Source organism: Vibrio sp. Y29_XK_CS5 (assembly GCF_024181835.1).
GTDB classification, from domain to species: Bacteria; Pseudomonadota; Gammaproteobacteria; order Enterobacterales; family Vibrionaceae; genus Vibrio; species Vibrio harveyi.
In genome coordinates, this window is record NZ_JAMZAM010000006.1 from 339,672 (window position 1) to 364,659 (window position 24,988).

Consider the following 24,988-nt stretch of genomic DNA (forward strand, 5'->3'; position numbering starts at 1 on the left):
ACTCAGGAAGCATCTGCATGCCCAAGGCATGGCAAAATAAGAGTGGCTGAAGTCACCAAGGTAACGCCGATTTCGATACGTCTCCCAACTTAGCCCTTAGCGACGGATGTCGCGTTAATGGAATGCACATGGTGTGCAAAATATACACAAGGTAGCCTTGTTACCTTAGCTTGGGATTGTAAAAGTAATATGAACACAAATCGTGAACATGAATGTGATGTGTTAGTGGTAGGGAGTGGCGCCGCGGGCTTGTCGTTGGCTTTGCGTGTCGCAAACCACTGTAAGGTAATGGTTCTAAGTAAAGGACCGCGCAGCGAAGGCGCAACGTATTACGCGCAAGGTGGTATCGCTGCCGTATTTGATGAGTCGGACACCATTGAGTCTCACGTTGAAGATACGCAAATTGCTGGGGATGGAATCTGTGATGAAGAGACTGTTAAGTTCATCGCGGAAAACTCAAAAGAGTGTGTACAGTGGTTGATTGATGGTGGTGTACCATTCGATCGTGAAGATGATGATTCTGACGATGAGCCACGTTATCACTTAACTCGCGAAGGCGGTCACAGCCGTCGACGTATTTTGCACGCTGCTGATGCCACTGGCATGGCAATGCAAACCTCTCTACAAGACAATGCACACAGCCACCCAAACATTCATGTTCTTGAGCGCCATAATGCTCTGGATTTGATCACCGAAGATAAAATCGGCGGCGACAAAAACAAGATCATTGGCGCTTATATTTGGAACCGCAACGAAGAACAAGTTGAAACTGTTCGCGCTAAATTTGTTGTTCTCGCAACGGGCGGCGCTTCCAAAGTTTACCAATACACTTCTAACCCAGACGTGTCATCTGGTGATGGTATCGCAATCGCGTGGCGTGCAGGTTGTCGTGTTGCGAACCTAGAGTTCAACCAATTCCACCCAACCTGTCTTTACCACCCAGAAGCACGTAACTTCTTGTTGACTGAAGCATTGCGTGGTGAGGGGGCGTATTTACGTCGTCCAGACGGTTCGCGTTTTATGCCGGATTTCGACGAGCGTAAAGAGCTTGCTCCACGTGATGTCGTGGCTCGCGCGATCGACTTCGAAATGAAGCGCTTAGGTGCTGATTGCATGTATCTCGATATCAGCCATAAGCCTGCGGATTTCATTACTAAGCATTTCCCAACTATCTACTCTCGTTTGATGGATTTGGGTATCGACATGACTAAAGAGCCGATCCCAATTGTACCTGCGGCGCACTACACATGCGGCGGCGTCATGGTCGATCAAAATGGTCATACCGACCTGAAGAACCTCTATGCGATTGGTGAAGTGAGCTATACAGGCTTGCACGGCGCGAACCGTATGGCATCGAACTCACTACTTGAGTGTGTGGTTTACGCATGGTCGGCAGCCAAAGACATTCTTAAACATCACAGCGAAGTAGAACTAGCATCGCAGGTTCCATGTTGGGATGAAAGCCAAGTGACCAACAGTGATGAAGAAGTGATCATCCAACATAACTGGCATGAGCTGCGCCTATTTATGTGGGATTACATGGGTATCGTTCGTACCGATAAACGTCTTGAACGCGCACTGCGTCGTATTCAGATGCTGCAACAAGAGACGCATGAGTACTACAGTCACTTCCGCGTATCAAACAACTTGCTAGAGCTACGTAACCTGCTGCAAGTCGCAGAGCTAATGGTGCGTTGCGCGATGCAGCGTAAAGAGAGTCGTGGTCTGCACTACACCTTGGATTATCCAAATCAGCTAGAAAATAGTGGTCCAACAATTCTTACGCCAAACAAATAGCACTGACACTAAAAAGTAAGAGTCAGATATAAGATCAAATGGGAGCTTCGGCTCCCATTTTCCATTGTCGTAATATCAAACACAGTTGACGATATGCCACGTCTTCACAACTGTCTCGCCAAATCGTGACGTTTTCACCCGACGTTAATTCAAACGTGACTTTGAACATCGCCGCCGACACATCAACGCTCGATAATGTAGAGGTTTGCTTGTCATTACGTACCGTGCCATCACGATGTAAATACCAGCCACCACGAGCAGAAGGCACGACAAAACCGCCCTGCATTTGGCAGCGAAGAATCAGTAATAACAGATAAGTTGATAAGACGAGTGGGATAGCAGAGCAGATAAGCGCCCAAACGCAACCTAGGAGAAGAAGTTGGTTGGCAATTTGGGCGTACAGAGAAGTGTTAACCTTGAGATTAACGAACCTTGCTGAGGTTGTGCGCGACAATTTTATCAACCATCGATGCATGACCTAGGTTTTCGCTGCGACCGTGTCCCATCACCCAAGTAAACAGATCTGGGTCATCACATTCTAATAATGAGACAAAATCACGCTGCTCTTGTTCATTCAGTGCTTCAAAGCACTCTTCAAAAAACGGCATAATCACCACGTCAAGCTCAAGCATGCCACGACGACAAGCCCATTTAATACGCGCCTTTTCTTCCGCAGTGTACATTCAGTATTCCTTCATAGATGTCTTGTTCTTAGTGCGGAGTGTAACAAGGGATGTGCAACGTCACTAGTGTGCGGGTCACAATATGTAGCCAAGTCGCTGCAAATCCTGAACGCATTTAATAAACAAACGTTCAGCAAAGCCAAACACCTTAAAATTGAGTGGATATATTGAGTGCTGACAAATGCCGATTCTGCATTTAACATAGCTGAAAAATATCTTCAAAAGGCATTGTAATCATGGAATGGCAAACTCGCTTTTCACCGCTGAACCTATCGACACAAGACGCACTACCTGAGCTGTCTATCTCGCTATTGGATAACCTAGGCATGATCACCATGGTTGGAGACGACAAAAAGTCGTACCTACACGGTCAAGTTACCTGCGATGTGGTTTCTCTTGAGAAAGACCAATCAGTGTTGGGGGCACATTGTGATGCGAAAGGTAAAGTGTGGAGTGTCTTCCGCCTATTCCACCATAACGATGGCTATGCAATGGTTCAGCCGAAATCAGCGATTGAAGTGGAACTAAAAGAAATCAAAAAATACGCGGTGTTCTCGAAAGTGACCATCGAAGAGTCTAGCGACGTCGTGCTGGGTGTTGCTGGTGAGAATGCAGATGCGTTCATCTCAACATTAAATGCTGATTCTGGCGACGTACGTACAGTTGAAGGTGGCACGGCAGTCAAAGTGACTCCAAACCGCTGGTTGCTTGCGCTTACAGCAGAAGCAGCACAATCGTTATTAGAAGACAGCAAAGCAACGCTGACTACTCACGAGCTTTGGACTCGTTTCGATATTGAAGCAGCACTACCATACGTGGCAGCTGATGCGCAAAACGAGCACATTCCACAAGCACTAAACGTACAAGCGCTGGGGGGCATCAGCTTTACGAAAGGCTGCTACACAGGTCAAGAAACCGTAGCGCGCGCGAAATACCGCGGCACCAACAAACGTGCAATGTACATTGTTAAAGGTGCAACTGCTGAAGCCTTAGGTGAAGGTGCGATTGAACTGGAGCGTAGCGTTGGTGAAAACTGGCGTTCAGTAGGCGCATTGCTCACGCATTACCAATTCAGCAACAACCAAGCGATAGGACTCATTGTATTGCCAAACAACCTAGACGATGACACTCGTCTGCGCTTGGTTGCTCAACCAGAGTGTGAATGGGAAATCGCAGCACTGCCGTACAGCCTTGACGATGAGTAATACCATTCATACCCCTTTGATGCAGTTTTTGGCGGACCAGAACATCGAGTTCCGTCTTCTTCCTCATCAAAGACCAGCAACAACTATTGAGGATGCCGCGCAACAACGCGGCATTCGCCCTTCTCAAATGGTCAAAGCGATTCTTTTGCGCGATATGGGGAATCAATATGCGCTTGCTTGTGCACCAGGTGATCGTAGTGTTGATCCAAAGAAGGTGCGCGCATTACTGCAGTGCCGTCGTATGACGTGTGTTGATCAAGCAGACGTAGAAGCGATTACCGGATACAAGATTGGAACTGTCACACCACTACTCTTAAAACGCTACATGCCGATCGTATTTGACCCAAGTTTGCTTGAAGAAAAAGAAATCACTATAAGCAGTGGAGATCACATGGCAGGCTTAGCGCTATCCATCGATGATCTAATCCAATTGTGCCAACCAACCGTGGCTGATATCTGCCGCTAACATGTAATCAAGCGCAGGATTCTCACTCCTGCGTGATCTCACTCATATCTCTCCGATTACACGTAAGGATTTTTAATCATTTTTAAAACATAAATAGTCACAAATGAAAAACTCATATATGCTGAATTCGTTGGTTAAGTTTTCAACAACGACTCAGCCAACGTAAAGTGAATCTGCTGACTTGTATGACAGCGTTCATTAAGTCAGTCGTCCACTTTTGTGTAATGCATCTGTGACTATTCGCCCGCCGAAGCGGGCTTTTTTTTGCGTGGAACTTTTTTCCTTTTCCTTCCTCTAACTCAATGAAAGCAATGCATTTGAGGTTTCAACCTCGTCAAAACGAACAAAATGCAACCCATTGAGTAAAAACATTTAGCAAACAATCATTTTCCTTCTATTCTTATTTCTGTAACAAAACTGTTGCTTAATGCACCACGTAAGAACAGGAGAGCTCAAGGACTGGTTCCTTCGACAATGATTTTTTGAGGTAATCCTCACGCTATTTGAGATATGACTCTGTCAATTTGTCTAAGGCAGCACAAATCTCTAAAGCCAAGTACCTCAACTGCACTTAATACTATTGCTGTCACAATAATTTTTACGCGAAAAACGTAGAATAACTGGGCTAGGTAAGAGATAAGGAAGAGTAAATATGAGACTGTTTAAGCGCTATACACCAGGTATGATTGCTAAACACATAAGTCGTCTTTTTAAAGGAAGAATCTATATTTACGGAGTCGGTAAGTTCGAGTTTGATAACGGAAAATTGATGTTGCCAGAGAAAGCTGAGAAACGTCACTTTCAGGCAGTAAAAGAGATTAACCAAGAGATTATGAAGCTCAGATGCGCATACGCTTAGCTTAAACATCGATGTAAAAAGAAAGGCTGGATTAACCAGCCTTTTTTGTATCTTTTGTTTGCGAAGCGAAGAACGTATTTATTGACGCGCTAGTTCCGGCAGGTTGCCTTTCAAACCTAATGCACGCTTCATGATTTCATCTTTCGCACCCGGCAGTTGTCCTGCTAGGCTCAAACCAATACCACGAACCAACTTCTTGGCAGGATTCTCACCAGAGAACAGATCACGGAAGCCTTGCATTGCCGCTATCATCTTCGCCGCTTCGGCTTTACGCCAACGCTCGTAACCACGTAGATTACGTTTGGTGCCAATGTCTTGCCCTTGCTTCCACAGTGCCAACACTTCTTGCGCTAAGCTTGCTGCATCTAATAAGCCAAGATTCACACCCTGCCCTGCCAGCGGATGAATGGTATGGGCTGCATCGCCAACTAACGCCACGCGTTCAACCACAAAGTCACGCGCATAACGCATCTTAAGTGGGAATGCTGCACGTTCGCCAACTACTTCACACAAGCCTAAACGTGCATCGAATTCGCTAGTCAGTGCTTTATTAAACTCTTGCTCGTTCATCGCCAGCAGTTGCTCTGCGCGATTTGGATCGGTAGACCAAACAATCGAACACATGTGAGGATCAGACATTGGAAGGAAAGCTAATGGACCTTGCGGTGTAAAGATCTGACGCGCAACACTGTTGTGTGGGTCAGCGGTTTTCACGTTCGCAACAAGCGCGCTATGACCGTAATCCCAATGCGTTAGTGGGATATCCATTTGGTTACGCAGCCAAGAATTTGCACCATCAGCGCCAACCACTAACTTCGCTGTCATAGCTTGACCATTATCGAGCGTTAGCCAGCTTTCTTGCTCACCCACCGCAAGCGTTGCACAACGAGCAGGCATAAACAGCGTCACGTTATCAAGCTTTTGAACTTGCTCTAGCAGCGCCAATTGAATTACGCGGTTTTCAACGATATGACCAAGATCCGGTTGAGCCATGCTCTGCGCATCAAATGCGATATTCGCGAAGCTGTCTTGCTCCCACACTTCCATCGCATGGTATGGTGAAGCGCGACGCTGCTCGATACCTTGCCAAGCACCAAGCTTGCGAAGGATGGTTTCACTTGAACGGCTCAACGCCGACACACGTACATCTGGCAGTTCATTTAGGGTGTCGTTTGGCACTGCACCTTCGATAACGGCAACTCGCAGGTCACTGTCCTTAAAAGCGGCAGCTAATGCTAAACCCACCATTCCACCACCGATGATGGCGATATCTACACTTTGCATCATTGCTTTTGTTACCTAATTCGTTGCCGTTTATCGTTTCACTAGACCAAGTGTATGGCGTAGCAGCGGCTGCTTAAAAGTAGAAAGGTTATCCATCGTTGCGAGAGCAAGGTTACGCCCAATTCGCATCGCCGGTAAATCATTTGAGAAAATATGCACGAGAGAGCTAGTTAACCAAATCGTTTCGCTGCGATCATCTTCACGGCGCTGGCTAAATCGCCTCAAACCTTGGTAGCGACCGGCATCTTCAGCTTGCTTAACCACCTCTTCCGCTAATGATGCCACATCACGAATACCAAGGTTGAAGCCTTGCCCAGCAATTGGGTGAAGCGTTTGTGCAGCATTGCCGACAATAGCAAAGCGGTGTGAAATGTTCTGCTTACGATGACGCAGAAGAAGCGGATAGCTCGCGCGTTGTCCGACTTTCTGCATCGCACCTAGTCGCCAACCAAAATCGTTCTGCAAGCGCTCAAGAAACTCTGCGTCAGACAAGTTCACGACGCTTTGCGCCTCTTCAGGACGCAGACACCATACTAACGACATACGGTTATCACTCATCGGCAACAGTGCGACTGGACCATTCTCTGTAAAGCGTTCAAAAGCGCGACCTTGATGAGGCTCTTGCGTCACAATATTCGCGATCACTGCCACTTGGTCGAAATCATGCTCAGACAGCTCTAAACCGATTTGCTGGCAACATTGCGACACAGCGCCATCAGCAGCCACTAGCAACTTAGCTTCCAGCTTCTCACCGCTGCTCAACTCAATGTGTGCTTTGTCTTGCTCACGCTCGATGTTCGCAACCGAATCAGGGCAAAACAGAGTGATTGCTTTGCTCTTATCCAAGAGCTCTTGGTAGACACGACCTACATCGGCAAGTTCCACTACGTAGCCAAGGGCTTCAACGCCAACTTCGTGCTTGGTAATCTCAGTCATGCCCGCATGAGAGCGGTCAGAAACATGAATATGTTCAATTGGAGTTGCACAAGGCTCGATAGCAGACCACAACTGCAAGTGACGCAGAATGTTAACGGTACCGTAGGACAAAGCAATCGAGCGCGAATCAAAGCCCGGATGTTGATCCGATTGAGCTTTAAAAGGCTCAACAACCGCAATTTGCAGCGCGCCTTTAGATAAACGGTCGATTGCCAACGCAAGTGTGGCACCTGCCATGGCTCCACCAGCAATTACAACGTCATATTGCCTCATGCTAACCTCTAGAAGCTATTCGATAATGGGAAACAAGTGATTAATGAATCGTTGGTTTGTTTTCGTTGCTTTCAGGACGAGCACCAAACTCTGCATGAATAGTTAATACGCAGGCTTTAACGTGTTCGATTACTTGCTCTAACAATAGTGCTTGCTCGCCTAGATCATCATCTTCATCAATGCCCAGTTTGGCAATTTCTTCTAGATCCGCTAAGGCTTCTTTTGCATCGTCTGACGCTTTATCAATCGCAATACCCGCTAAACCCATTCCTGAGATAAAGTGGTTCACAAAATCAGACACACCATCTGCTAGTGCGAACAAACCTTCTTCACCCGTTTCATCAGGAAGCAGCAAAGATAACTCCATAGAAGTGCCAGTTAGCTCGTTAACGGTTACTTGGTACACGCTTTGTGCCAGTGCTAATGCGCTTGATGGCCAGCCCATACCTTCGTTGGTGTAATCAAACAGAATTGGTTGCCAGGTTTGGTCGTTAATCGCCAATCCACCACTGAGCATGCCAACAAGTAGACCATGCAATTCTGCTGGTGTCACAGCAAGGCTTGCAGATTTCAATTCGGCAGCAATAGATTGGTATTCAGGAAGGGTGATTTCACTCATAATCTTGGCTCATTCTTGCGTAATAATGTATCGACATATCCTACCATCAAGCCTAGTCGGCTGAAACGGCTATCAAATTCAATTTTGGACACCATTTGAGCAATTTGCCCAATTCCTGTGTGATCACTTCACCATTTTTCTTTCTGTGAAGGGAAATGCTTGAATCTTAATAGCGGTTTTCCTATAGTTTCCTCCTCGGTAGTTGTATAACGCAACGCCTTAGATAGCGCGAATATAGAGTTTATTCATCATGAGCAATCAAGCGATCGACGTTGAAATCCTTGGCAAAATGACACGAGTGAATTGTCCTGCGGGGCAAGAAGAGTCACTAATTACAGCGGCTAAAGATCTTGATCGTCGATTGAAAGAGATGAGCGAGCGTACTAAGGTAACCAATGAAATTCAGCTACTGACCTTTGCTGCATTGAACATTTGCTATGAATTACATACCAAATCATACGAATCTAACGGTCAGCAACAAGAAATTACTGAGCGAATGGAAAAGCTCACCGCGTCTTTAGAAAGCGCGCTTAGTAAAGTGAAGCAAGGATAGCAGTAGATACCAAATTTACCCTGGGGTGTGCGTCAGTTGGATTTAAGTCCCTGAGCCGATAAGCAATACCAAAGGGTTAGTACTTGATAGCTATTGAGCAAGCTTGGCATGCACCGAGAAGCCTACGGTTATCATTGCTGATCCGCCTTGAACCAGCTGGTTCAAGGGCCACAATCCTCAACGGCACCCTGGGGTATCCTCTCTATGTCTGACCTATCTCGACAAGAATTCCGCAAACTTATCCGCGAAAAACGCAACGCACTTTGCAGCGATACTCAGTTTCAAGCTGGACTCGATCTCGTTCACCAGTTTTCGCAGTTACCGGAAATCAAAAGCGCACAGCACATTGCTATCTATTTGTCTGCCGATGGCGAGTTAGACACCAAACCTCTGATTGAATCACTATGGCAGCAAGGTAAGTCGATTTACCTGCCCGTCATTCATCCTTTCTCTAAAGGTCAATTGCTCTTCTTGCAGTACATCAATGATGAACAGTTGATATACAACAAATACGGAATCTTAGAACCTGCGCTTGATATCCGTTTCCTCAAACCAGTTCGTGAGCTTGATGTCATTTGCACGCCACTAGTCGGATTTGACAGCGTTGGGCATCGCCTAGGAATGGGCGGAGGCTACTACGACCGGACGCTTTCACGTTGGTTTAGTACTGGAGAAGGCGCAAAACCTATCGGCATCGCCCATGATTGTCAGCATGTCGAGCATCTTCCCGTCGAAAGTTGGGATATTCCATTACCTAAGATCGTGACTCCAAGCCAAATCTGGCAATGGGAAAAGTAACGCTTAACCGCTATAATCACGCCGCAAACGTTAACGAACATCTATTCAGGAGATTGGCATGACTCAAGATGAAATGAAGAAAGCGGCTGGTTGGGCAGCACTTAAATATGTTGAGAAAGGCAGCATTGTCGGTGTTGGTACTGGCTCTACCGTGAATCACTTCATCGATGCCCTAGGCAGTATCAAAGATGATATCAAAGGCGCAGTGTCTAGCTCTGTTGCTTCTACTGAGCGTCTAAAAGAGCTTGGTATCGAGGTTTACGAGTGTAACGACGTAGCAATGCTAGATATCTACGTTGATGGTGCAGATGAAATCAACGCAGCGCGTGAAATGATCAAAGGTGGCGGTGCTGCACTGACTCGTGAAAAGATCGTTGCGGCTATTTCAGAAAAATTCGTATGTATCGTTGACGGCACAAAAGCCGTTGACGTACTTGGCCAGTTCCCACTTCCTGTAGAAGTTATCCCAATGGCACGCTCTTACGTGGCTCGTGAATTGGTAAAACTAGGTGGTGACCCTGCATACCGTGAAGGTGTAACAACGGACAACGGCAACGTGATCCTAGACGTACACAACATGCAAATCACTAACCCGAAAGAACTTGAAGACAAGATCAACGCCATTGCAGGCGTAGTAACTGTGGGTCTATTCGCTCACCGCGGTGCAGACGTGGTTATCACTGGCACACCAGAAGGTGCGAAAATAGAAGAATAAATCATTAGATGATTTAAATTTTCTGTTATTTCATTACAGACGGCGCCCTAGGGCGCCGTTTTTTCTTCCTTTTTCTAAGAAAAGCATGCCTTATTCCGTAATTTTCTTACCCAAAGCAAAAATTTTTTGTTACTTTATTGAACAGAAGACGCACAAGGAAACGTTTGTCTTCCGACAAAACTGTTAATTATCCCCTTTTTAATAGTTTTGCTTTATGTGCGCCACATTAGCCCACCTTTCCATTTTAAGGACGAGAAAAATGGCCAAAGTTTCACTGGAAAAAGAAAAGATTAAGATCCTCTTGCTAGAGGGACTCCACCCTTCTTCAGTTGAAGTTCTTCAAGCAGCTGGCTACAGCAACATTGAATATCACAAAGGTTCCCTTCCGGAAGAAGAACTGATTGAAGCAGTAAAAGACGTGCACTTCATCGGTATCCGTTCTCGAACGAACTTATCGGAAGAAGTGATCAATGCAGCGAACAAGCTAGTTGCAATTGGCTGTTTTTGTATTGGTACCAACCAAGTTGATTTAGGCGCGGCAGCAAGCCGTGGTATTCCTGTTTTTAATGCACCATTCTCAAACACGCGCAGTGTTGCTGAACTAGTATTAGGTCAGATCCTACTCCTTCTTCGTGGTATTCCGGAAAAGAACGCGCTAGCGCACCGTGGTATTTGGAAGAAGAGTGCAGACAGTTCTTACGAAGCACGTGGTAAGCGTCTGGGCATCATCGGTTACGGTCACATCGGTACTCAGTTGGGTATCATTGCAGAAAACTTGGGGATGCGCGTTTACTACTACGACATTGAAAACAAATTGTCGCTAGGTAACGCTACGCAAGTGTTCACTATGAGTGAGCTTTTGAACAAGTGTGACGTGATTTCTCTACATGTACCAGAAACACCAGAAACCAAGAACATGATGGGCGAAGAAGAGTTTGCTCGCATGAAGCCGGGCGCTATCTTTATCAACGCCGCGCGCGGTACCGTGGTAGACATCCCTGCTCTATGTCATAGCTTAGAATCTGGTCATATTTCAGGAGCAGCGATTGACGTGTTCCCTGTAGAGCCGAAAACTAACGCCGATGCGTTTGAGTCTCCACTGCAGAAGTTCGACAACGTAATCTTAACTCCGCACGTCGGTGGTTCAACGCAAGAAGCGCAAGAAAACATTGGTGTTGAAGTTGCTGGTAAACTAGCGAAATACTCTGACAACGGTTCAACCTTATCAAGTGTGAACTTCCCAGAGGTATCATTGCCTGAGCATCGTGAATGTTCACGTCTATTACACATCCACAAAAACCGCCCTGGTATCCTGACGCAAATCAACACCATCTTTGCTGAAGACGGCATCAACATCGCAGGTCAGTACCTACAAACTGCCGCTGAGATCGGTTACGTAGTTATCGACGTTGAGACTTCTCGCGCAGAAGAAGCACTAGTGAAACTAAAAGGCATCGAAGGCACAATCCGTGCTCGTATCCTTCACTAATCTATTTGAACAAACACAAAAGGCAGGGATTCCCTGCCTTTTTTCGTTTTATTCGTCCGTATTTACTTAAGCATTATTTCAGCCTGTAAACCACATCCACTTGGTCACGAATCACGAGTGTAGAGTCTTGGTAACTGTTTGTACTTTCTCTTGCATCCATTGCCATTGAACGCATCAATACCGGGCGAGCATGCATTTGGTTATAGTTGATCTGCCAAACGTCTCCTAACTTCTTATCAAATCCGGTCGCTAATGAGGCAGCTTTATTCTGCGCGTCTTTAATCGCTGCCATGCGTGCCTTTTGCTGATATTCAAACTGGTTGCTCACTTTTAACTGAATATTGTCGACTTGGTTGATGCCGGCTTTCAGCGCCATGTCCAAGTACTCATTCAAGTTCGCAAGATCATTGACCGTCACGTCAATGCTACGTGATGCACGGTAACCCACAAGTTCCGCCTTGCCCGATTTTGGGTAGTGATATTGTGGAGCCAAGTATAAGTTTGAGCTAGTAATGTTATCTTTTGATAAACCTGCATCTGCAAGGCTCTTAAGAAACGCATCAACTGTATTGTCGACCGATTGCTTCGCTTGCTCTGCTGTCATTGTCGTATCAACTACCTTCACAGAAAAAGTAGCCATATCTGGTGTTGCAACTACCTCACCGTAACCAGTGGTTGATACATGGGCAAAACTTGGTACATCGCTCGCAAACACAGAAATACTGGTAAGGCTCAATGCAGACGCCAATAAACATGAAGACAGTTTCATTCGACAAATCCATCCGTTTTGAAAGATTAAGGTCACTCCAGTGCCAGATTTCATCTCGAGAGATTCGGTGAACACTGTAGCAACTGAGTTGGTATCCTAGCTTCAACGAGGAGAGACACCAATGAACTGGAGTGTATATAGACTCATCATAGAAACTTCTGTCAATTATCCAAGCGCCCTACGCGACTTCTAACACAACTTTGACTGTGTTACTTCGCAGTAATTTCAACTTAAAACGCGAGCCAACTGGGAACTTATTGCGGTAAATGTTGTTGAGCGTAACCAATAATCGCTTGTGAGATTTCTTGAAGAACGCCCGTTTCTAACTGCCAGTGGTGCCAGTAAATTCGATAGGACATCAAAAAACCCGGCGTAATATCAATCAACTTACCATTTTCTAATTCATCGGTGATCTGTAATCGAGGAATCAAACAATAAGCCACACCTGCTAACGCCATCTTGAGGAAAGCTTCTGAGCTACTAATGTTGTGATGAATGACACTGTCAGGTCTTACGTTGAAATGTTCAGTCAAAAACTTCTTATGCAGATCATCATATTGGTCGTAAGACACCGCCGGCGCTTTCGCGAGTGTTTGATTGTTAACCCCTTCAGAGAAATAGCGTTGATAAAATTCTGGGTTGGCGACACAGACATAATCGATGCGACCGAGATAGTCTGCACGACAGCCCGGGATGGCTTGAGATTCCAAACTGATAGCCCCTGCAACCTCACCACTTCTTAGCTTTTCAATTGAGCGCGATTCACCGTAGATGGTTAACTTAAGCTCCACTTGGCGATGCTTCATTACATCCTGCAGCGCAGGTAACAACCATGTTGCGAGGCTATCTGCATTCGTCGCCAAGGAGAGTTGTACAGGGCGAGTGGTAGTGTCGTTCTTCAGTTCAGGGAGGATTTCATGCTCAAGAAGTCTAACGCGGCGATATAGTCCAAGTAACTTCTTACCAATCGGTGTCGGCTTTGGTGGTTGCTCACGGATAAGCACAGGTTGAGCAAGATACTTTTCGAGCTGTTTAATTCGCTGGGAAATAGCTGATTGTGAAACAAATAAGTGTTCTGCTGCTCTGTCAAAACTGCCTTGATGCACGACGGCATCTAAAGCTTCTATCCATTTATAATCCAATCCTCGCACGTGCTTTTCCTCCCTAACAAACGCCAAACACACAAGATAAGTAACACTAATAATATATTAAAATCATTAATTATACTTATTTCAATAAAAGCTATATCTTCCATTTCTCTGTTGTTCTATTGCTAATTTTTGAGGTGTGTTGTGAGCTTTTGGGTGTTATTACAAGGATTCGGTTTAGGTGCGACGATGATCATTCCAATCGGTGCGCAGAATGCGTACGTCCTTAACCAAGGTATTAAGCGTCAACATCACCTGACAACTGCGACTATCTGTAGCATCCTAGATATGATCTTCATTTCGCTCGGTATTTTCGGCGGCGGTGCGATCCTGTCGCAAAATGAAATCCTACTGACATCGGTGACATTAGGTGGTATCGCTTTCTTGAGCGTTTACGGTTTGTTGTCACTAAAGAGCGCATTCAAACCATCTGATGCATCGGAGTCAAAAAGTGAAGTGGTCGCACGCGGTCGTCGCACTGTAATTCTTGGCGCACTTGCCGTCACCGTTTTGAACCCACACCTATACTTGGATACTGTGGTGATCTTGGGATCCATCGGTGGTCAGTTCGAAGGCAACGATCGCATCGCATTTGCAATGGGAACCATCATGGCATCATTTGCGTGGTTCTACACGCTGTCATTAGGTGCGGCGAAATTAGGTCCGACGCTCTCAAAACCAAAAGTGAAAAAAGGCATCGATATTGCGGTTGCCGTTATGATGTTTACTATCGCTTTTGCTCTCGCAAATGAGCTAATCACCCAATACTGGTAAAGAAAAAATAGGAAAGAAATACGACATGGAGTCACTGCAGAAAATCTACCAACTCAATCGAGAGCGGTTTAGTGCGCTCTCCATCCCCTTTCGAGAATGGCAGCATGAAGCCATTCTCGACTTTGAAACCGATATCAAAGTTGCCGCTGAACTCGGCTGGACAGGCACTCACACCAAGAGCCTTTTTCTCAAACTGAAAGGGTTAGGTTACGCCATATACTTGACCGACAAAGACTCGCGTTTAGACTCTAAACAAATCAAAACCATTACCGGCAAACGACCTTCAATTTGTAGTGATGATGAAATGATCGAACAACTAGGCTGCGTACCCGGTGCGGTTTGTCCGATAGGGTTACCAGAGCATGTCACTATCATTGTGGATACTGCACTTTATCAACATGAAGAATTGCTCTATACCCCGGGTTTACCCGAATCGACTTTCGGTTTTGCAGGCAAAGAACTCAAGCGACTACTCCTAGCCGGCAGTAATACTTTATTAGAAATATAAAAGCCCTAGAGATAAAAAAAGCGAGGCAAACGCCTCGCTTTTTATGTTCTCAATCGAAGTGATTAAGCTTCTACTTTGTTCAAGTGAACATCCATTTGTGGGAATGGAATTTCGATGCCTGCTTCGTCTAACGCTTCTTTGATTGCTTGAGTAGAATCGAAGTAAACGTCCCAGTAATCCGCTGTTTTACACCATGGGCGAACCACAAAGTTTACTGAAGAGTCAGCTAGAGCCAGCACACCAATTTGGATTGCTGGATCTTTAAGGATACGCTCATCTTTTTCTAGCACATCACGGATAACTTGCTTAGTTTGTTTAAGGTCAGCGCTGTAAGAAACACCGATAACTAGGTCTACACGACGCGTAGCGTGGCGAGAGTAGTTAGTGATTGCACCACCGATAACTGATGAGTTCGGTACAACAACCATCTTGTTGTCAGGTGTTTTTAGTACAGTTTGGAAGATTTGAATTGCTTCAACACTACCCGCTACACCGCCAATTTCTACGTAGTCACCAGACTTGAATGGACGGAATGCAACAATCAGTACGCCCGCAGCGAAGTTAGATAGTGAACCTTGTAGAGCAAGACCAACAGCAAGACCTGCCGCACCGATTACCGCAACTACAGATGCAGTTTGAACACCGACACGACCTAGTGCCGCGATAAGTACGATAACGAATAGAAGGTAACGAACTAAACCATTGACGAATTCAACAACAGCTTTGTCCATCTTTTTCTTTTCAAGCACTTTTGAAACGCTGTTTGCTACCGCTTTAACGATAATGTTACCGATAAATAGGATCAGCAATGCAGAAATGATGTTCACACCGTATTGAATAAGAAGATCTGAGTTGTTATTTAGCCATGTTTCAGCTTTGCTCAAACCATCTGTTAAAGAGGTATCGATACCCATCGATTCACCTGCCATAATTCGTATCCTCAAAATAAAGATATTAAATCTAATTGCCGTTAATTTATGAACCTTGTTTTTTATAGGTTCTTATTCACAACAACATCCCTATTGTTTTCCTGAACAGTGTCAGATTTTTGGCACAATATCTCAAAACTGAAATTTTGCAAAGTCAGAGTTTAGCAAAGACCTACAAAACAAAGCTTTATCAGAATTTTCTGATACCGGCATGTTACAGAGTACGCAATGGATTTACATTCCGCCACACTTTTTACTTGGTTTTCTGCCACTTGATGCGGAAATGCGCTGAGTTTCGAAATTTGTACCAACATGAAGGGATATGAAGTGAGGCGATCATATAGCAGCTGACTAAGTTATCAATTGCACGCAGAGGAAGAATAGGATTGGTCTCATTGTTTAGACATAAAAAAACCCGCTCTAAGAGCGGGTTTTTAGAAACTCAGTTGAGACGAATTATAGTACGTCTACTGCGTTTAGGTCAGCAAATGCTTTCTCTAGGCGAGCTACCATTGAAGCTTGACCAGCACGTAGCCATACGCGTGGATCGTAGTACTTCTTGTTTGGAGCGTCTTCGCCAGTTGGGTTACCGATTTGACCTTGTAGGTAATCGTGGTTGTCAGCTTCGTACTGACGGATACCATCCCAAGTTGCCCACTGTGTATCAGTATCGATGTTCATTTTGATAACACCGTAGCCGATAGACTCTTGGATTTCTGCTTCAGTAGAACCAGAACCACCGTGGAATACGAAGTTTAGAGCGTTTGGTGCGATACCGAACTTCTCTGCACAGTATGCTTGAGAGTCACGTAGGATAGTTGGAGTTAGAACAACGTTACCTGGCTTGTAAACGCCGTGTACGTTACCGAAAGAAGCTGCGATAGTGAAGCGGTGTGAAACAGCGCTTAGTTTCTCGTATGCGTAAGCAACGTCTTCTGGAGAAGTGTATAGCTCAGATGCGTCCATGTGAGAGTTATCAACGCCATCTTCTTCACCACCAGTACAACCAAGTTCGATCTCGATTGTCATGTTCATCTTAGCCATGCGCTCTAGGTACTTAGCACATGTTTCGATGTTTTCTTCTAGAGACTCTTCAGAAAGGTCTAGCATGTGAGAAGAGAATAGAGGTTTACCAGTTTGAGCGAAGAACTCTTCACCAGCGTCTAGTAGACCGTCGATCCATGGAAGAAGTTTCTTAGCAGCGTGGTCAGTGTGTAGGATTACTGGCACACCGTAAGCTTCAGCTACAGTGTGAACGTATTTAGCACCAGCTACAGCACCAAGGATTTGAGCACCTTGACCTTCAAGTTTCACGCCTTTACCAGCGAAGAAACCAGCACCGCCGTTAGAGAACTGAACAACAACTGGAGCTTTAACTTTTGCAGCTGCTTCTAGTACTGCGTTTACAGAATCAGTACCAACAACGTTTACTGCAGGAAGAGCAAATTTGTTTTCTTTTGCTACTTCAAATACTTTCTGAACGTCATCGCCAGAGATAACACCTGGTTTTACGAAGTCGAAGATCTTAGACATGGATGTAATCCTATTTATCTGTCGTTTTTTAAACAAAACTTGTTAAATTGAAAAATCTTGCAAACGTTTGCTCACAACTGAGGCTATTCTAGCAGAGTTCCACTCTCGTTGCAGCAAACAAGAAAGCGGGAGATGACTCCCCCGCTTTGCGATTATTACTTAGCGCGTGCTTCTAGCATTTCAACTGCTGGAAGTACTTTACCTTCTACAAACTCAAGGAAAGCGCCGCCGCCAGTAGAGATGTAAGATACGTCAGCTTTGATACCGAACTTGTCGATAGCTGCTAGCGTGTCACCACCACCTGCAACAGAGAAACCTTCAGAAGCTGCGATAGCTTCAGAGATACCTTTAGTACCTGCTTCGAAGTTCTTGAATTCGAATACGCCTACTGGACCGTTCCAAAGGATAGTCTTAGCGTTCTTAAGGATTTCTGCTAGTTCAGCAGTTGAATCTGGACCAAGGTCGAAGATCATGTCGTCGTCTTGTACTTCAGAAACGTGCTTGATTTCAGCTTCTGCGTTCTCATCGAATGCTTTCGCACATGCAACGTCAGTTGCTACTGGAATTGCACACTCGTCCATTAGCTTCTTCGCTGTTTCAACTAGGTCTGCTTCGTATAGCGACTTACCAACGTTGTGACCAGCAGCTGCGATGAATGTGTTAGCAATACCACCGCCAACAACTAGTTGGTCAGCGATTTTAGATAGAGACTCAAGAACAGTTAGCTTAGTAGAAACTTTTGAACCACCTACGATAGCAACCATTGGACGAGCAGGCTTGTCCATTGCTTTACCTAGTGCTTCTAGTTCGTTTGCTAGTAGAGGACCAGCACATGCTACGTCTGCGTGCATACCAACACCGTGAGTAGATGCTTGTGCACGGTGAGCTGTACCGAATGCGTCCATTACGAAGATGTCACATAGAGAAGCGTACTGCTTAGATAGTTCTTCTTCGTTTTTCTTCTCGCCTTTGTTAAAGCGAACGTTTTCAAGAACGACTAGTTCACCAGCGTTTAGTTCTAGACCGTTTAGGTAGTCTTTCGCTAGTTTAACTTCGCAGTCTAGTGCGTCGTTTAGGTAGTTAACTACTGGTTGTAGAGAGAACTCTTCAGCGTATTCACCTTCAGTTGGGCGACCTAGGTGAGAAGTAACCATAACTTTAGCACCAGCTTCTAGACAGTGCTTGATAGTTGGAAGAGATGCGATGATACGTGCATCTGAAGTTACTTTACCGTCTTTTACTGGCACGTTTAGGTCAGCACGGATAAATACACGTTTACCTGCAAGATCCAGGTCAGTCATCTTGATTACAGACATGATGTGTCCTCTCAAATATTAAATAATTAAAGTTTTTAAAAACTCGGCAATCCTGCCAAGCCCGTTAATTCTTCAAACTGGTTATTGATATGGAGATACGTCAGATTTATTTCAAGGCTTGAAATAAAAATTTTCTCCATCGCTTATTCACTCTTATTGCTCCACCTGTGAAGAAGCTTGCATTGCTAAAGCGGTATCCAGCATCCGGTTAGCAAAGCCCCATTCGTTATCGCACCAAACGAGCATTTTTACGAGTTGCCCGTTACTCACTCTTGTCTGAGTTCCATCCACAATTGCACTATGGGGATCGTGATTAAAGTCGATGGAAACGAGTGGCGATTCAGTATAGTCAACAATGTCACGTAATGTACACTGAGATGCGTTAACAATGGTTTGATTTACGTCATTAACTTTCACATTTGTACTAATTGTGACACTTAAATCCATCGCAGTGACGTTAACTGTTGGAACTCGAACCGAAATTGCTTCAAATTTGTTAGAAAATTTCGGGAAGATTCTTTCAATTCCTTTATGCAACTTAGTGTCCACCGGAATAATCGATTGACTGGCAGCACGAGTGCGACGTAAATCATTGTGATAAGCGTCGATAACCTGCTGATCGTTCATTGAAGAGTGAATCGTTGTGATAGTACCCGACTCTATGCCGAACGCCTCATCCAAAACTTTGATGATAGGGACAATACAGTTGGTGGTGCATGAGCCATTCGACACCACGCGGTGTTCGTCTTTGAGAGTTTCGTGGTTCACACCATAGATAATGGTGTTATCGAGATCGCTTGCGCCAGGGTGTGAGAACAGAACTTTATGAGCCCCCGCTTCAATATGGGCTTGTCCGTCAGCTTGTGAGCCGAAGACACCAGTACAATCCAGTATGATATCGACTTCTAAGTCACGCCATGGCAAAAGTTCGATTTCAGCAAGGTGGAGGATTCTAATTGGATCGTATTCGCCACTGTCGTGGTGAACGTAGAGGTGTTCTTGGTCATGCGAGATTTTCTTTCCGAAGCGACCATGACTAGTATCATACTGAAGAAGATGTGCCATCGCTTCTGGTTGAGCCAGTTCATTAACTGCAACAACCTTGATCTGCTGGTGCTTACCGCTCTCGTATACTGCTCGCAGTACATTACGACCGATACGTCCAAATCCATTGATCGCAACTTTTAGCATTTATCCTTCGCCTCACCAAAAATTCGTGTCACAGATAGTACCTGATACGAAGACTGAACGCATTAAGTAAGTGATCTCCCTCGCGGTAAACTATCTTTTCACTTCCCGAAATATTCATTTCACTAATATATTGATTTCTGACATCGCATGTTTCGCTTGGCATTTTAACTCCTTGTTTGACCACCAAAAGGAAATGCGTATGTCAGGTTTTCCCACTGCTCACTTTTGCAAGCGATGCAATAGAGAAACACCACACTCAGAGATGCTGGTCCGTAAACCAAGCAGTTACGATACGGATAAATCGATTCTTGGAACCTTAAAACTTTGGGCTCATACCCTGATAAACGGCGGTCACTATTACGATATGGATCGTTATGTCACTTGTAAGGAATGTGGACACAAAGAGAAGGATAACTGGGGAAACGAATTTGAATAGGCACAAAAAAACCGAGCACTAATGCTCGGTTTTTCATTTCTAGCGCTAAATTACGCTAATAGTTCTTTTGCTGTGTTCACTACGTTTTCTACAGTGAAACCAAACATTTCGAACAGTTGGTCAGCCGGTGCAGACTCACCGAATGTTGTCATACCGATGATACGACCGTCGAAACCAACGTACTTGTACCAGAAGTCTGCAATGCCCGCTTCTACAGCGATACGTGCAGTTACGTCAGATGGCAGTACTGATTCACGGTAAGCTGCGTCTTGCTTGTCGAATGCATCTGTTGATGGCATTGAAACAACGCGCACTTTCTTACCTTCAGCGGTTAGTTGCTCAGCCGCTTTCACTGCTAGTTCAACTTCAGAACCAGTTGCAATTAGGATTAGCTCAGGCTTGCCATCGCTGTCTTTCAGGATGTAAGCACCTTTCGCGATGTCCGCTACTTGCTCAGCCGTACGCTCTTGTTGTGCAAGGTTTTGACGAGAGAAGATAAGTGCAGATGGTGCATCTTTACGTTCAATCGCCAGTTTCCATGCAACTGCAGACTCAACTTGGTCACATGGACGCCATGTGCTCATGTTTGGAGTCAGACGTAGAGACGCGATTTGCTCAACTGGTTGGTGAGTTGGACCATCTTCACCAAGACCGATAGAGTCATGCGTGTAAACTTGGATGTTCTGAACTTTCATCAGAGCAGCCATACGCATAGCGTTACGAGCGTATTCCATAAACATTAGGAATGTTGCACCGTAAGGAACAAAACCGCCGTGTAGTGCGATACCGTTCATGATCGCTGTCATACCGAATTCACGTACACCGTAGTGGATGTAGTTACCAGAGAAGTCGTTCGCTTCTAGAGACTTAGAACCAGACCACATAGTTAGGTTAGAAGGCGCTAGGTCAGCAGAGCCGCCCATGAATTCTGGAAGCATTTGACCAAACGCTTCTAGTGCGTTTTGAGATGCTTTACGTGATGCGATGTTCGCAGGGTTTGCTTGAAGGTCTGCAATGATTTGATTTGCTTTCTCTTCCCACTGCGCAGGAAGTTCGCCATTTAGACGACGCTTAAGCTCTGCTGCTTCTGCAGGGTAAGCCGCTGCATATGCTTCGAACTTCGCGTTCCAAGCCGCTTCTTTCTCAGAACCTGCCGCTTTAGCATCCCACTCAGCGTATACGTCCGCAGGGATTTCAAATGCTGGGTGTTCCCAACCTAGGAATTCACGCGCTGCTGCGATTTCTTCAGCACCTAGTGGCGCACCGTGACAGTCGTGAGAACCAGATTTGTTTGGAGAACCAAAACCGATGATAGTTTTAGTACAGATAAGTGTAGGGCGTGGATCTGCTTTCGCAGCGATGATTGCTGCGTTAATCGCTTCAGAGTCATGACCATCTACAGCAGGGATTACGTGCCACCCGTAAGATTCAAAACGCTTAGGCGTGTCGTCAGAGAACCAACCTTCAACGTGACCATCGATAGAGATGCCGTTGTCATCCCAGAATGCGATCAGTTTGCCAAGACCTAGCGTACCAGCAAGAGAACATGCCTCGTGCGAGATACCTTCCATCAGACAGCCGTCGCCCATAAACACGTAAGTGAAGTGGTCAACGATGTCGTGGCCTTCTTTGTTGAACTGAGCCGCTAGTGCTTTCTCAGCCATCGCCATACCAACAGCGTTAGTGATGCCTTGACCTAGAGGACCCGTTGTAGTCTCGATACCAGGTGCGTAGCCGTACTCTGGGTGACCAGGAGTCTTAGAGTGAAGCTGACGGAAGTTCTTAAGATCGTCGATAGATAGCTCGTAACCGCTCAGGTGCAGTAGAGAGTAAATCAGCATAGAGCCGTGACCGTTAGACAGTACGAAACGGTCGCGGTCAGCCCACTCTGGGTTAGCTGGGTTGTGGTTTAGGTGAGAACGCCAAAGAACTTCAGCGATATCAGCCATACCCATAGGTGCGCCTGGGTGGCCAGAGTTAGCTTGTTGAACACCATCCATGCTAAGAGCGCGGATTGCATTTGCGAGCTCTTTGTTTGAAAGAACGTTACGAGAAGACATGTCTGCTCCTGAGTGCATTAAGCGAATTGATAAAGGAATGTGGGCACATTAACCGAGTAAACTGGGCATAAAAAGTGCGGACAACATTCTCTCAAAGCCAAAATCCGACTGCAAACGTTTTACTCACCATTTTTGCGGTTTTAACTCAATCTTTTCGCACTTAATAGGTAATTTATTAGAAATTCACCCCATCAAAAGCAAACGATTGGGAAATAAGCTAGGCGAATTCAAATCGAAAAAGAGCTTGTAATTCGACTGTGGGAAATTAAAATAGACGTCTAGATGTAGAAACACCTACAAACTGTATTGTATTTTTCGTGGCAAGCTTGCGTTAGTTAGCCATGAGTAAACCTTAAGATTGGAGCTATCATGGCTAAGCACCTGTTCACTTCTGAGTCGGTATCAGAAGGTCATCCAGATAAAATCGCAGACCAAATCTCTGACGCAGTTCTTGATGCAATTCTTGAGCAAGACCCGAAAGCACGTGTTGCTTGTGAGACTTACGTTAAAACCGGCATGGTTATGGTTGGTGGTGAAGTAACGACTTCTGCATGGGTTGATATCGAAGAAATCACTCGTGAAACTGTTCGTGAAATTGGTTACGTTCACTCTGATATGGGCTTTGATGCGAACTCGTGTGCGGTTCTAAACACCATCGGTAAGCAGTCTCCAGACATCAACCAAGGTGTTGATAAAGCAGACCCTAAAGAGCAAGGCGCAGGCGACCAAGGCATCATGTTTGGTTACGCTACAAACGAAACTGAAATTCTAATGCCAGCTCCAATTACTTACTCTCACCGCCTTGTTCAAAAACAAGCTGAAGTTCGTAAGAGCGGTAAACTAGATTTCCTTCGCCCAGATGCGAAATCTCAAGTAACTTTCCAATACGACCAAGGTAAGATTGTTGGTATCGATGCTGTTGTTCTTTCAACTCAACACTGTGATTCAGTAACAACACCTGACCTACGTGAAGCGGTAATGGAAGAGATTATCAAGCCAGTATTGCCTTCAGAGTGGATCACTAAAGACACGAACTTCTTCATCAACCCAACCGGTCGTTTCGTTATCGGTGGTCCAATGGGTGACTGTGGTCTAACTGGTCGTAAAATCATCGTAGATACTTACGGCGGCGCAGCTCGTCACGGTGGTGGTGCGTTCTCTGGTAAAGATCCATCGAAAGTAGACCGCAGCGCAGCTTACGCAGCACGTTATGTAGCGAAAAACATCGTAGCAGCTGGCATGGCTGACCGTTGTGAAATCCAACTTTCATACGCTATCGGTGTTGCTGATCCAACGTCTATCATGGTTGAAACGTTCGGTACTGAGAAAGTATCACACGAAATCATTATTGAAGCGGTTCGTCAACACTTCGACCTACGTCCATACGGTCTACAAGAAATGCTTAACCTGCTTCAACCTATCTACAAGCAGACGGCAGCATACGGTCACTTCGGTCGCGAAGAGTTCCCATGGGAAGCAACGGATAAAGCAGCTATCCTACGCGATTTCGCAGGCATCAAGTAATCGAGCCACGCAAGAATCGATAAAGCCCTCGCCTCTGGCGGGGGCTTTTTGTTTCTGCCCCTTCTTCTCCTTCTCATGTCTTCTCTTGAACAAAAATTCAGCAATTATTTGTAAATTGCCCCATCTCTGCCAATAGTTAACATAATGTTAAATGCACTTTTCGATGTATATAACGTAAAGAACTATGATGCAGGCTCACGTGGCTAATAGAGTCATGAAAAACGTCAGCCAAACATCTTTATATGGCCTAGGTGCCACCGTGGGAATAAATCAAGGAGGAGTTATGCCTCGTACCGTGAACCCATCTGACTTCCAAGGTAAACGAAAGGAAGTTCCAGATAATGAATACGCCAGAACCATTCCGTGCAATACCATTAGCTTATCGGCACCATTCCATTGGCTCGCGTTGGGTCTGCATGACTTTGTCCGCATGCCGCTCATCAGCGCCTTCTACGGCATCTGCTTTATGGCAGCTGCGATTGGTATCGTGCTTCTGGTTCAATGGCAAGGCACGCATCTTGTCGTGATGCCAAGCCTGATTGTTTACATGTTAATCGGGCCATTCTTAGCCCTCGGCTTATATGATGCAAGTTGGGAGAGAGAACGCGGACACAAACCAAGCTTATTCCATTCAATGAAAGCCATTGGACGCAACTCTAGCTCTCAGTGGGCATTTGCTGTGATGCTCGCGGTATGTATGATTTTCTGGATGCGAATTGCTGCCCTGCTCCATGCTCTATACCCTTCTGTACAAGGCGCTCCACTGACTGAGTTCTTGCCTTTCTTAGTTATTGGTTCGCTAGTAGGTTTTGTCTTGGCTTGCGTGGTATTTAGCATTTCAGCTTTCTCAATTCCACTCATGATGGAACGTCGCGTCGATATGATGACTGCCGTTTTCACCAGCTTTAACGCCGTGAAATCCAACATCCCTGCGATGATCGTATGGGCAGCCATAATTTGTGGTGGTATCTTAATCGGCTTCGCGACGTACGGTATTGGTATGCTCTTCACCATGCCAATCCTAGGTTACGGCACATGGCATGCGTACCACGCGACAATTAAGAAAAAACACACACCTTAGAAAACTGATGCTATGATCCAGCCCTCGCAAACGCGGGGGCTT

25 protein-coding genes and 1 other RNA gene are annotated in these 24,988 nt (G+C 45.5%); 14 read left to right on the forward strand and 12 right to left on the reverse strand.

The genetic code is table 11. From position 1 onward, the window contains the following. The first annotated feature begins 189 nt into the window (after positions 1 to 189). Entirely contained in the window at positions 190 to 1,797 is a 1,608-nt protein-coding gene (gene nadB / locus NL647_RS22170; protein WP_005449783.1) for an L-aspartate oxidase, read from the forward strand. Positions 1,798 to 1,831: 34 nt separating this feature from the next. Here nadB and NL647_RS22175 read toward each other — a convergent pair whose 3' ends face one another. Both NL647_RS22175 and NL647_RS22180 read right to left on the reverse strand, forming a co-directional pair. Next, positions 1,832 to 2,272, reverse strand: a complete 441-nt coding sequence (locus NL647_RS22175) for a protein YgfX (protein ID WP_367618297.1) — start codon at positions 2,270 to 2,272, stop codon at positions 1,832 to 1,834. After that, on the reverse strand, positions 2,220 to 2,480 hold the full coding sequence (locus NL647_RS22180) for a succinate dehydrogenase assembly factor 2 (protein ID WP_009698777.1): 261 nt from the start codon (positions 2,478 to 2,480) through the stop codon (positions 2,220 to 2,222). Before NL647_RS22180 ends, NL647_RS22175 begins: the two co-directional genes overlap by 53 nt. 236 nt (positions 2,481 to 2,716) lie before the next feature. Here NL647_RS22180 and ygfZ point away from each other — a divergent pair, with 236 nt between their 5' ends. From ygfZ to NL647_RS22195, 3 genes are all read left to right on the forward strand, one after another. Then, on the forward strand, positions 2,717 to 3,685 hold the full coding sequence (gene ygfZ / locus NL647_RS22185) for a tRNA-modifying protein YgfZ (RefSeq protein WP_050922647.1): 969 nt from the start codon (positions 2,717 to 2,719) through the stop codon (positions 3,683 to 3,685). Beyond that, positions 3,678 to 4,151: an aminoacyl-tRNA deacylase gene (locus tag NL647_RS22190; protein WP_253650683.1), complete on the forward strand. Its 474-nt coding sequence runs from the start codon at positions 3,678 to 3,680 to the stop codon at positions 4,149 to 4,151. Before ygfZ ends, NL647_RS22190 begins: the two co-directional genes overlap by 8 nt. A gap of 652 nt (positions 4,152 to 4,803) precedes the next feature. After that, the gene (locus NL647_RS22195) at positions 4,804 to 5,010 is read left to right on the forward strand and encodes a DUF1107 domain-containing protein (protein ID WP_005449772.1); all 207 of its coding nucleotides are present in this window, start codon (positions 4,804 to 4,806) and stop codon (positions 5,008 to 5,010) included. A gap of 78 nt (positions 5,011 to 5,088) precedes the next feature. On the opposite strand, the gene NL647_RS22200 is transcribed toward NL647_RS22195, so the two are convergent. The 3 genes from NL647_RS22200 to NL647_RS22210 are packed head-to-tail and all read right to left on the reverse strand — an operon-like array spanning position 5,089 to position 8,122. Next, a complete protein-coding gene (locus tag NL647_RS22200; protein ID WP_009698780.1) occupies positions 5,089 to 6,297 on the reverse strand; it encodes an FAD-dependent 2-octaprenylphenol hydroxylase in 1,209 nt (402 codons plus the stop codon). Between the two features lie 27 nt (positions 6,298 to 6,324). Further along, positions 6,325 to 7,503 (reverse strand): 2-octaprenyl-6-methoxyphenyl hydroxylase, encoded by a 1,179-nt coding sequence (gene ubiH / locus NL647_RS22205; protein ID WP_050922649.1) that lies wholly within the window; start codon positions 7,501 to 7,503, stop codon positions 6,325 to 6,327. A 40-nt stretch (positions 7,504 to 7,543) separates the two neighbouring features. Then, positions 7,544 to 8,122: a YecA family protein gene (locus NL647_RS22210; RefSeq protein WP_005449767.1), complete on the reverse strand. Its 579-nt coding sequence runs from the start codon at positions 8,120 to 8,122 to the stop codon at positions 7,544 to 7,546. 250 nt (positions 8,123 to 8,372) lie between these two features. Here NL647_RS22210 and NL647_RS22215 point away from each other — a divergent pair, with 250 nt between their 5' ends. From NL647_RS22215 to serA, 5 genes are all read left to right on the forward strand, one after another. Continuing rightward, the gene (locus tag NL647_RS22215) at positions 8,373 to 8,675 is read left to right on the forward strand and encodes a cell division protein ZapA (protein WP_005449766.1); all 303 of its coding nucleotides are present in this window, start codon (positions 8,373 to 8,375) and stop codon (positions 8,673 to 8,675) included. Between the two features lie 14 nt (positions 8,676 to 8,689). Further along, positions 8,690 to 8,874, forward strand: a non-coding RNA gene (gene ssrS / locus NL647_RS22220) — 6S RNA. 5 nt (positions 8,875 to 8,879) lie between these two features. Next, complete coding sequence (locus NL647_RS22225) at positions 8,880 to 9,473, forward strand: 5-formyltetrahydrofolate cyclo-ligase (RefSeq protein WP_009698783.1); 594 nt, start codon at positions 8,880 to 8,882, stop codon at positions 9,471 to 9,473. A 58-nt stretch (positions 9,474 to 9,531) separates the two neighbouring features. Next, the gene (rpiA, locus tag NL647_RS22230) at positions 9,532 to 10,188 is read left to right on the forward strand and encodes a ribose-5-phosphate isomerase RpiA (RefSeq protein ID WP_038898667.1); all 657 of its coding nucleotides are present in this window, start codon (positions 9,532 to 9,534) and stop codon (positions 10,186 to 10,188) included. Positions 10,189 to 10,447: 259 nt separating this feature from the next. Beyond that, the gene (gene serA / locus NL647_RS22235) at positions 10,448 to 11,677 is read left to right on the forward strand and encodes a phosphoglycerate dehydrogenase (RefSeq protein ID WP_005449764.1); all 1,230 of its coding nucleotides are present in this window, start codon (positions 10,448 to 10,450) and stop codon (positions 11,675 to 11,677) included. Between the two features lie 73 nt (positions 11,678 to 11,750). Here serA and NL647_RS22240 read toward each other — a convergent pair whose 3' ends face one another. Together NL647_RS22240 and NL647_RS22245 are read right to left on the reverse strand one after the other, a co-directional pair. Continuing rightward, positions 11,751 to 12,446, reverse strand: a complete 696-nt coding sequence (locus NL647_RS22240) for an oxidative stress defense protein (protein WP_050923334.1) — start codon at positions 12,444 to 12,446, stop codon at positions 11,751 to 11,753. 254 nt (positions 12,447 to 12,700) lie between these two features. Beyond that, positions 12,701 to 13,597: a LysR family transcriptional regulator ArgP gene (locus NL647_RS22245; protein WP_005449760.1), complete on the reverse strand. Its 897-nt coding sequence runs from the start codon at positions 13,595 to 13,597 to the stop codon at positions 12,701 to 12,703. Positions 13,598 to 13,738: 141 nt separating this feature from the next. Here NL647_RS22245 and NL647_RS22250 point away from each other — a divergent pair, with 141 nt between their 5' ends. Both NL647_RS22250 and NL647_RS22255 read left to right on the forward strand, forming a co-directional pair. Further along, positions 13,739 to 14,368 carry a LysE/ArgO family amino acid transporter gene (locus tag NL647_RS22250; protein WP_017189102.1) on the forward strand — a complete coding sequence of 210 codons (630 nt, stop codon included), beginning with the start codon at positions 13,739 to 13,741 and terminating at the stop codon, positions 14,366 to 14,368. 25 nt (positions 14,369 to 14,393) lie between these two features. Continuing rightward, positions 14,394 to 14,876, forward strand: coding sequence for a YbaK/EbsC family protein (locus NL647_RS22255; protein WP_009698786.1), 483 nt, complete (start codon positions 14,394 to 14,396; stop codon positions 14,874 to 14,876). A 62-nt stretch (positions 14,877 to 14,938) separates the two neighbouring features. Here the strand turns inward: NL647_RS22255 and mscS are convergent, their stop codons facing one another. The 4 genes from mscS to epd all read right to left on the reverse strand — a co-directional run bounded on the left by mscS (position 14,939) and on the right by epd (position 19,845). Continuing rightward, positions 14,939 to 15,805, reverse strand: a complete 867-nt coding sequence (mscS, locus tag NL647_RS22260) for a small-conductance mechanosensitive channel MscS (protein ID WP_005436480.1) — start codon at positions 15,803 to 15,805, stop codon at positions 14,939 to 14,941. A gap of 456 nt (positions 15,806 to 16,261) precedes the next feature. Continuing rightward, positions 16,262 to 17,338, reverse strand: coding sequence for a class II fructose-bisphosphate aldolase (fbaA, locus tag NL647_RS22265; protein ID WP_005449757.1), 1,077 nt, complete (start codon positions 17,336 to 17,338; stop codon positions 16,262 to 16,264). Between the two features lie 155 nt (positions 17,339 to 17,493). Then, the gene (locus NL647_RS22270) at positions 17,494 to 18,654 is read right to left on the reverse strand and encodes a phosphoglycerate kinase (RefSeq protein ID WP_005436484.1); all 1,161 of its coding nucleotides are present in this window, start codon (positions 18,652 to 18,654) and stop codon (positions 17,494 to 17,496) included. 153 nt (positions 18,655 to 18,807) lie between these two features. Further along, positions 18,808 to 19,845 carry an erythrose-4-phosphate dehydrogenase gene (gene epd / locus NL647_RS22275; protein WP_253650684.1) on the reverse strand — a complete coding sequence of 346 codons (1,038 nt, stop codon included), beginning with the start codon at positions 19,843 to 19,845 and terminating at the stop codon, positions 18,808 to 18,810. A gap of 199 nt (positions 19,846 to 20,044) precedes the next feature. Between epd and NL647_RS22280 the strand changes: the two genes are divergently transcribed. Further along, on the forward strand, positions 20,045 to 20,281 hold the full coding sequence (locus NL647_RS22280) for a hypothetical protein (protein WP_017189100.1): 237 nt from the start codon (positions 20,045 to 20,047) through the stop codon (positions 20,279 to 20,281). A gap of 50 nt (positions 20,282 to 20,331) precedes the next feature. On the opposite strand, the gene tkt is transcribed toward NL647_RS22280, so the two are convergent. Then, entirely contained in the window at positions 20,332 to 22,341 is a 2,010-nt protein-coding gene (tkt, locus tag NL647_RS22285) for a transketolase (protein ID WP_047512970.1), read from the reverse strand. 369 nt (positions 22,342 to 22,710) lie between these two features. On the opposite strand from tkt, the gene metK reads away from it, so the two are divergent. Together metK and NL647_RS22295 are read left to right on the forward strand one after the other, a co-directional pair. Continuing rightward, a complete protein-coding gene (gene metK / locus NL647_RS22290; protein WP_005449748.1) occupies positions 22,711 to 23,865 on the forward strand; it encodes a methionine adenosyltransferase in 1,155 nt (384 codons plus the stop codon). Positions 23,866 to 24,148: 283 nt separating this feature from the next. Continuing rightward, on the forward strand, positions 24,149 to 24,946 hold the full coding sequence (locus NL647_RS22295; RefSeq protein WP_154203404.1) for a DUF2189 domain-containing protein: 798 nt from the start codon (positions 24,149 to 24,151) through the stop codon (positions 24,944 to 24,946). Positions 24,947 to 24,988 lie beyond the last annotated feature (42 nt).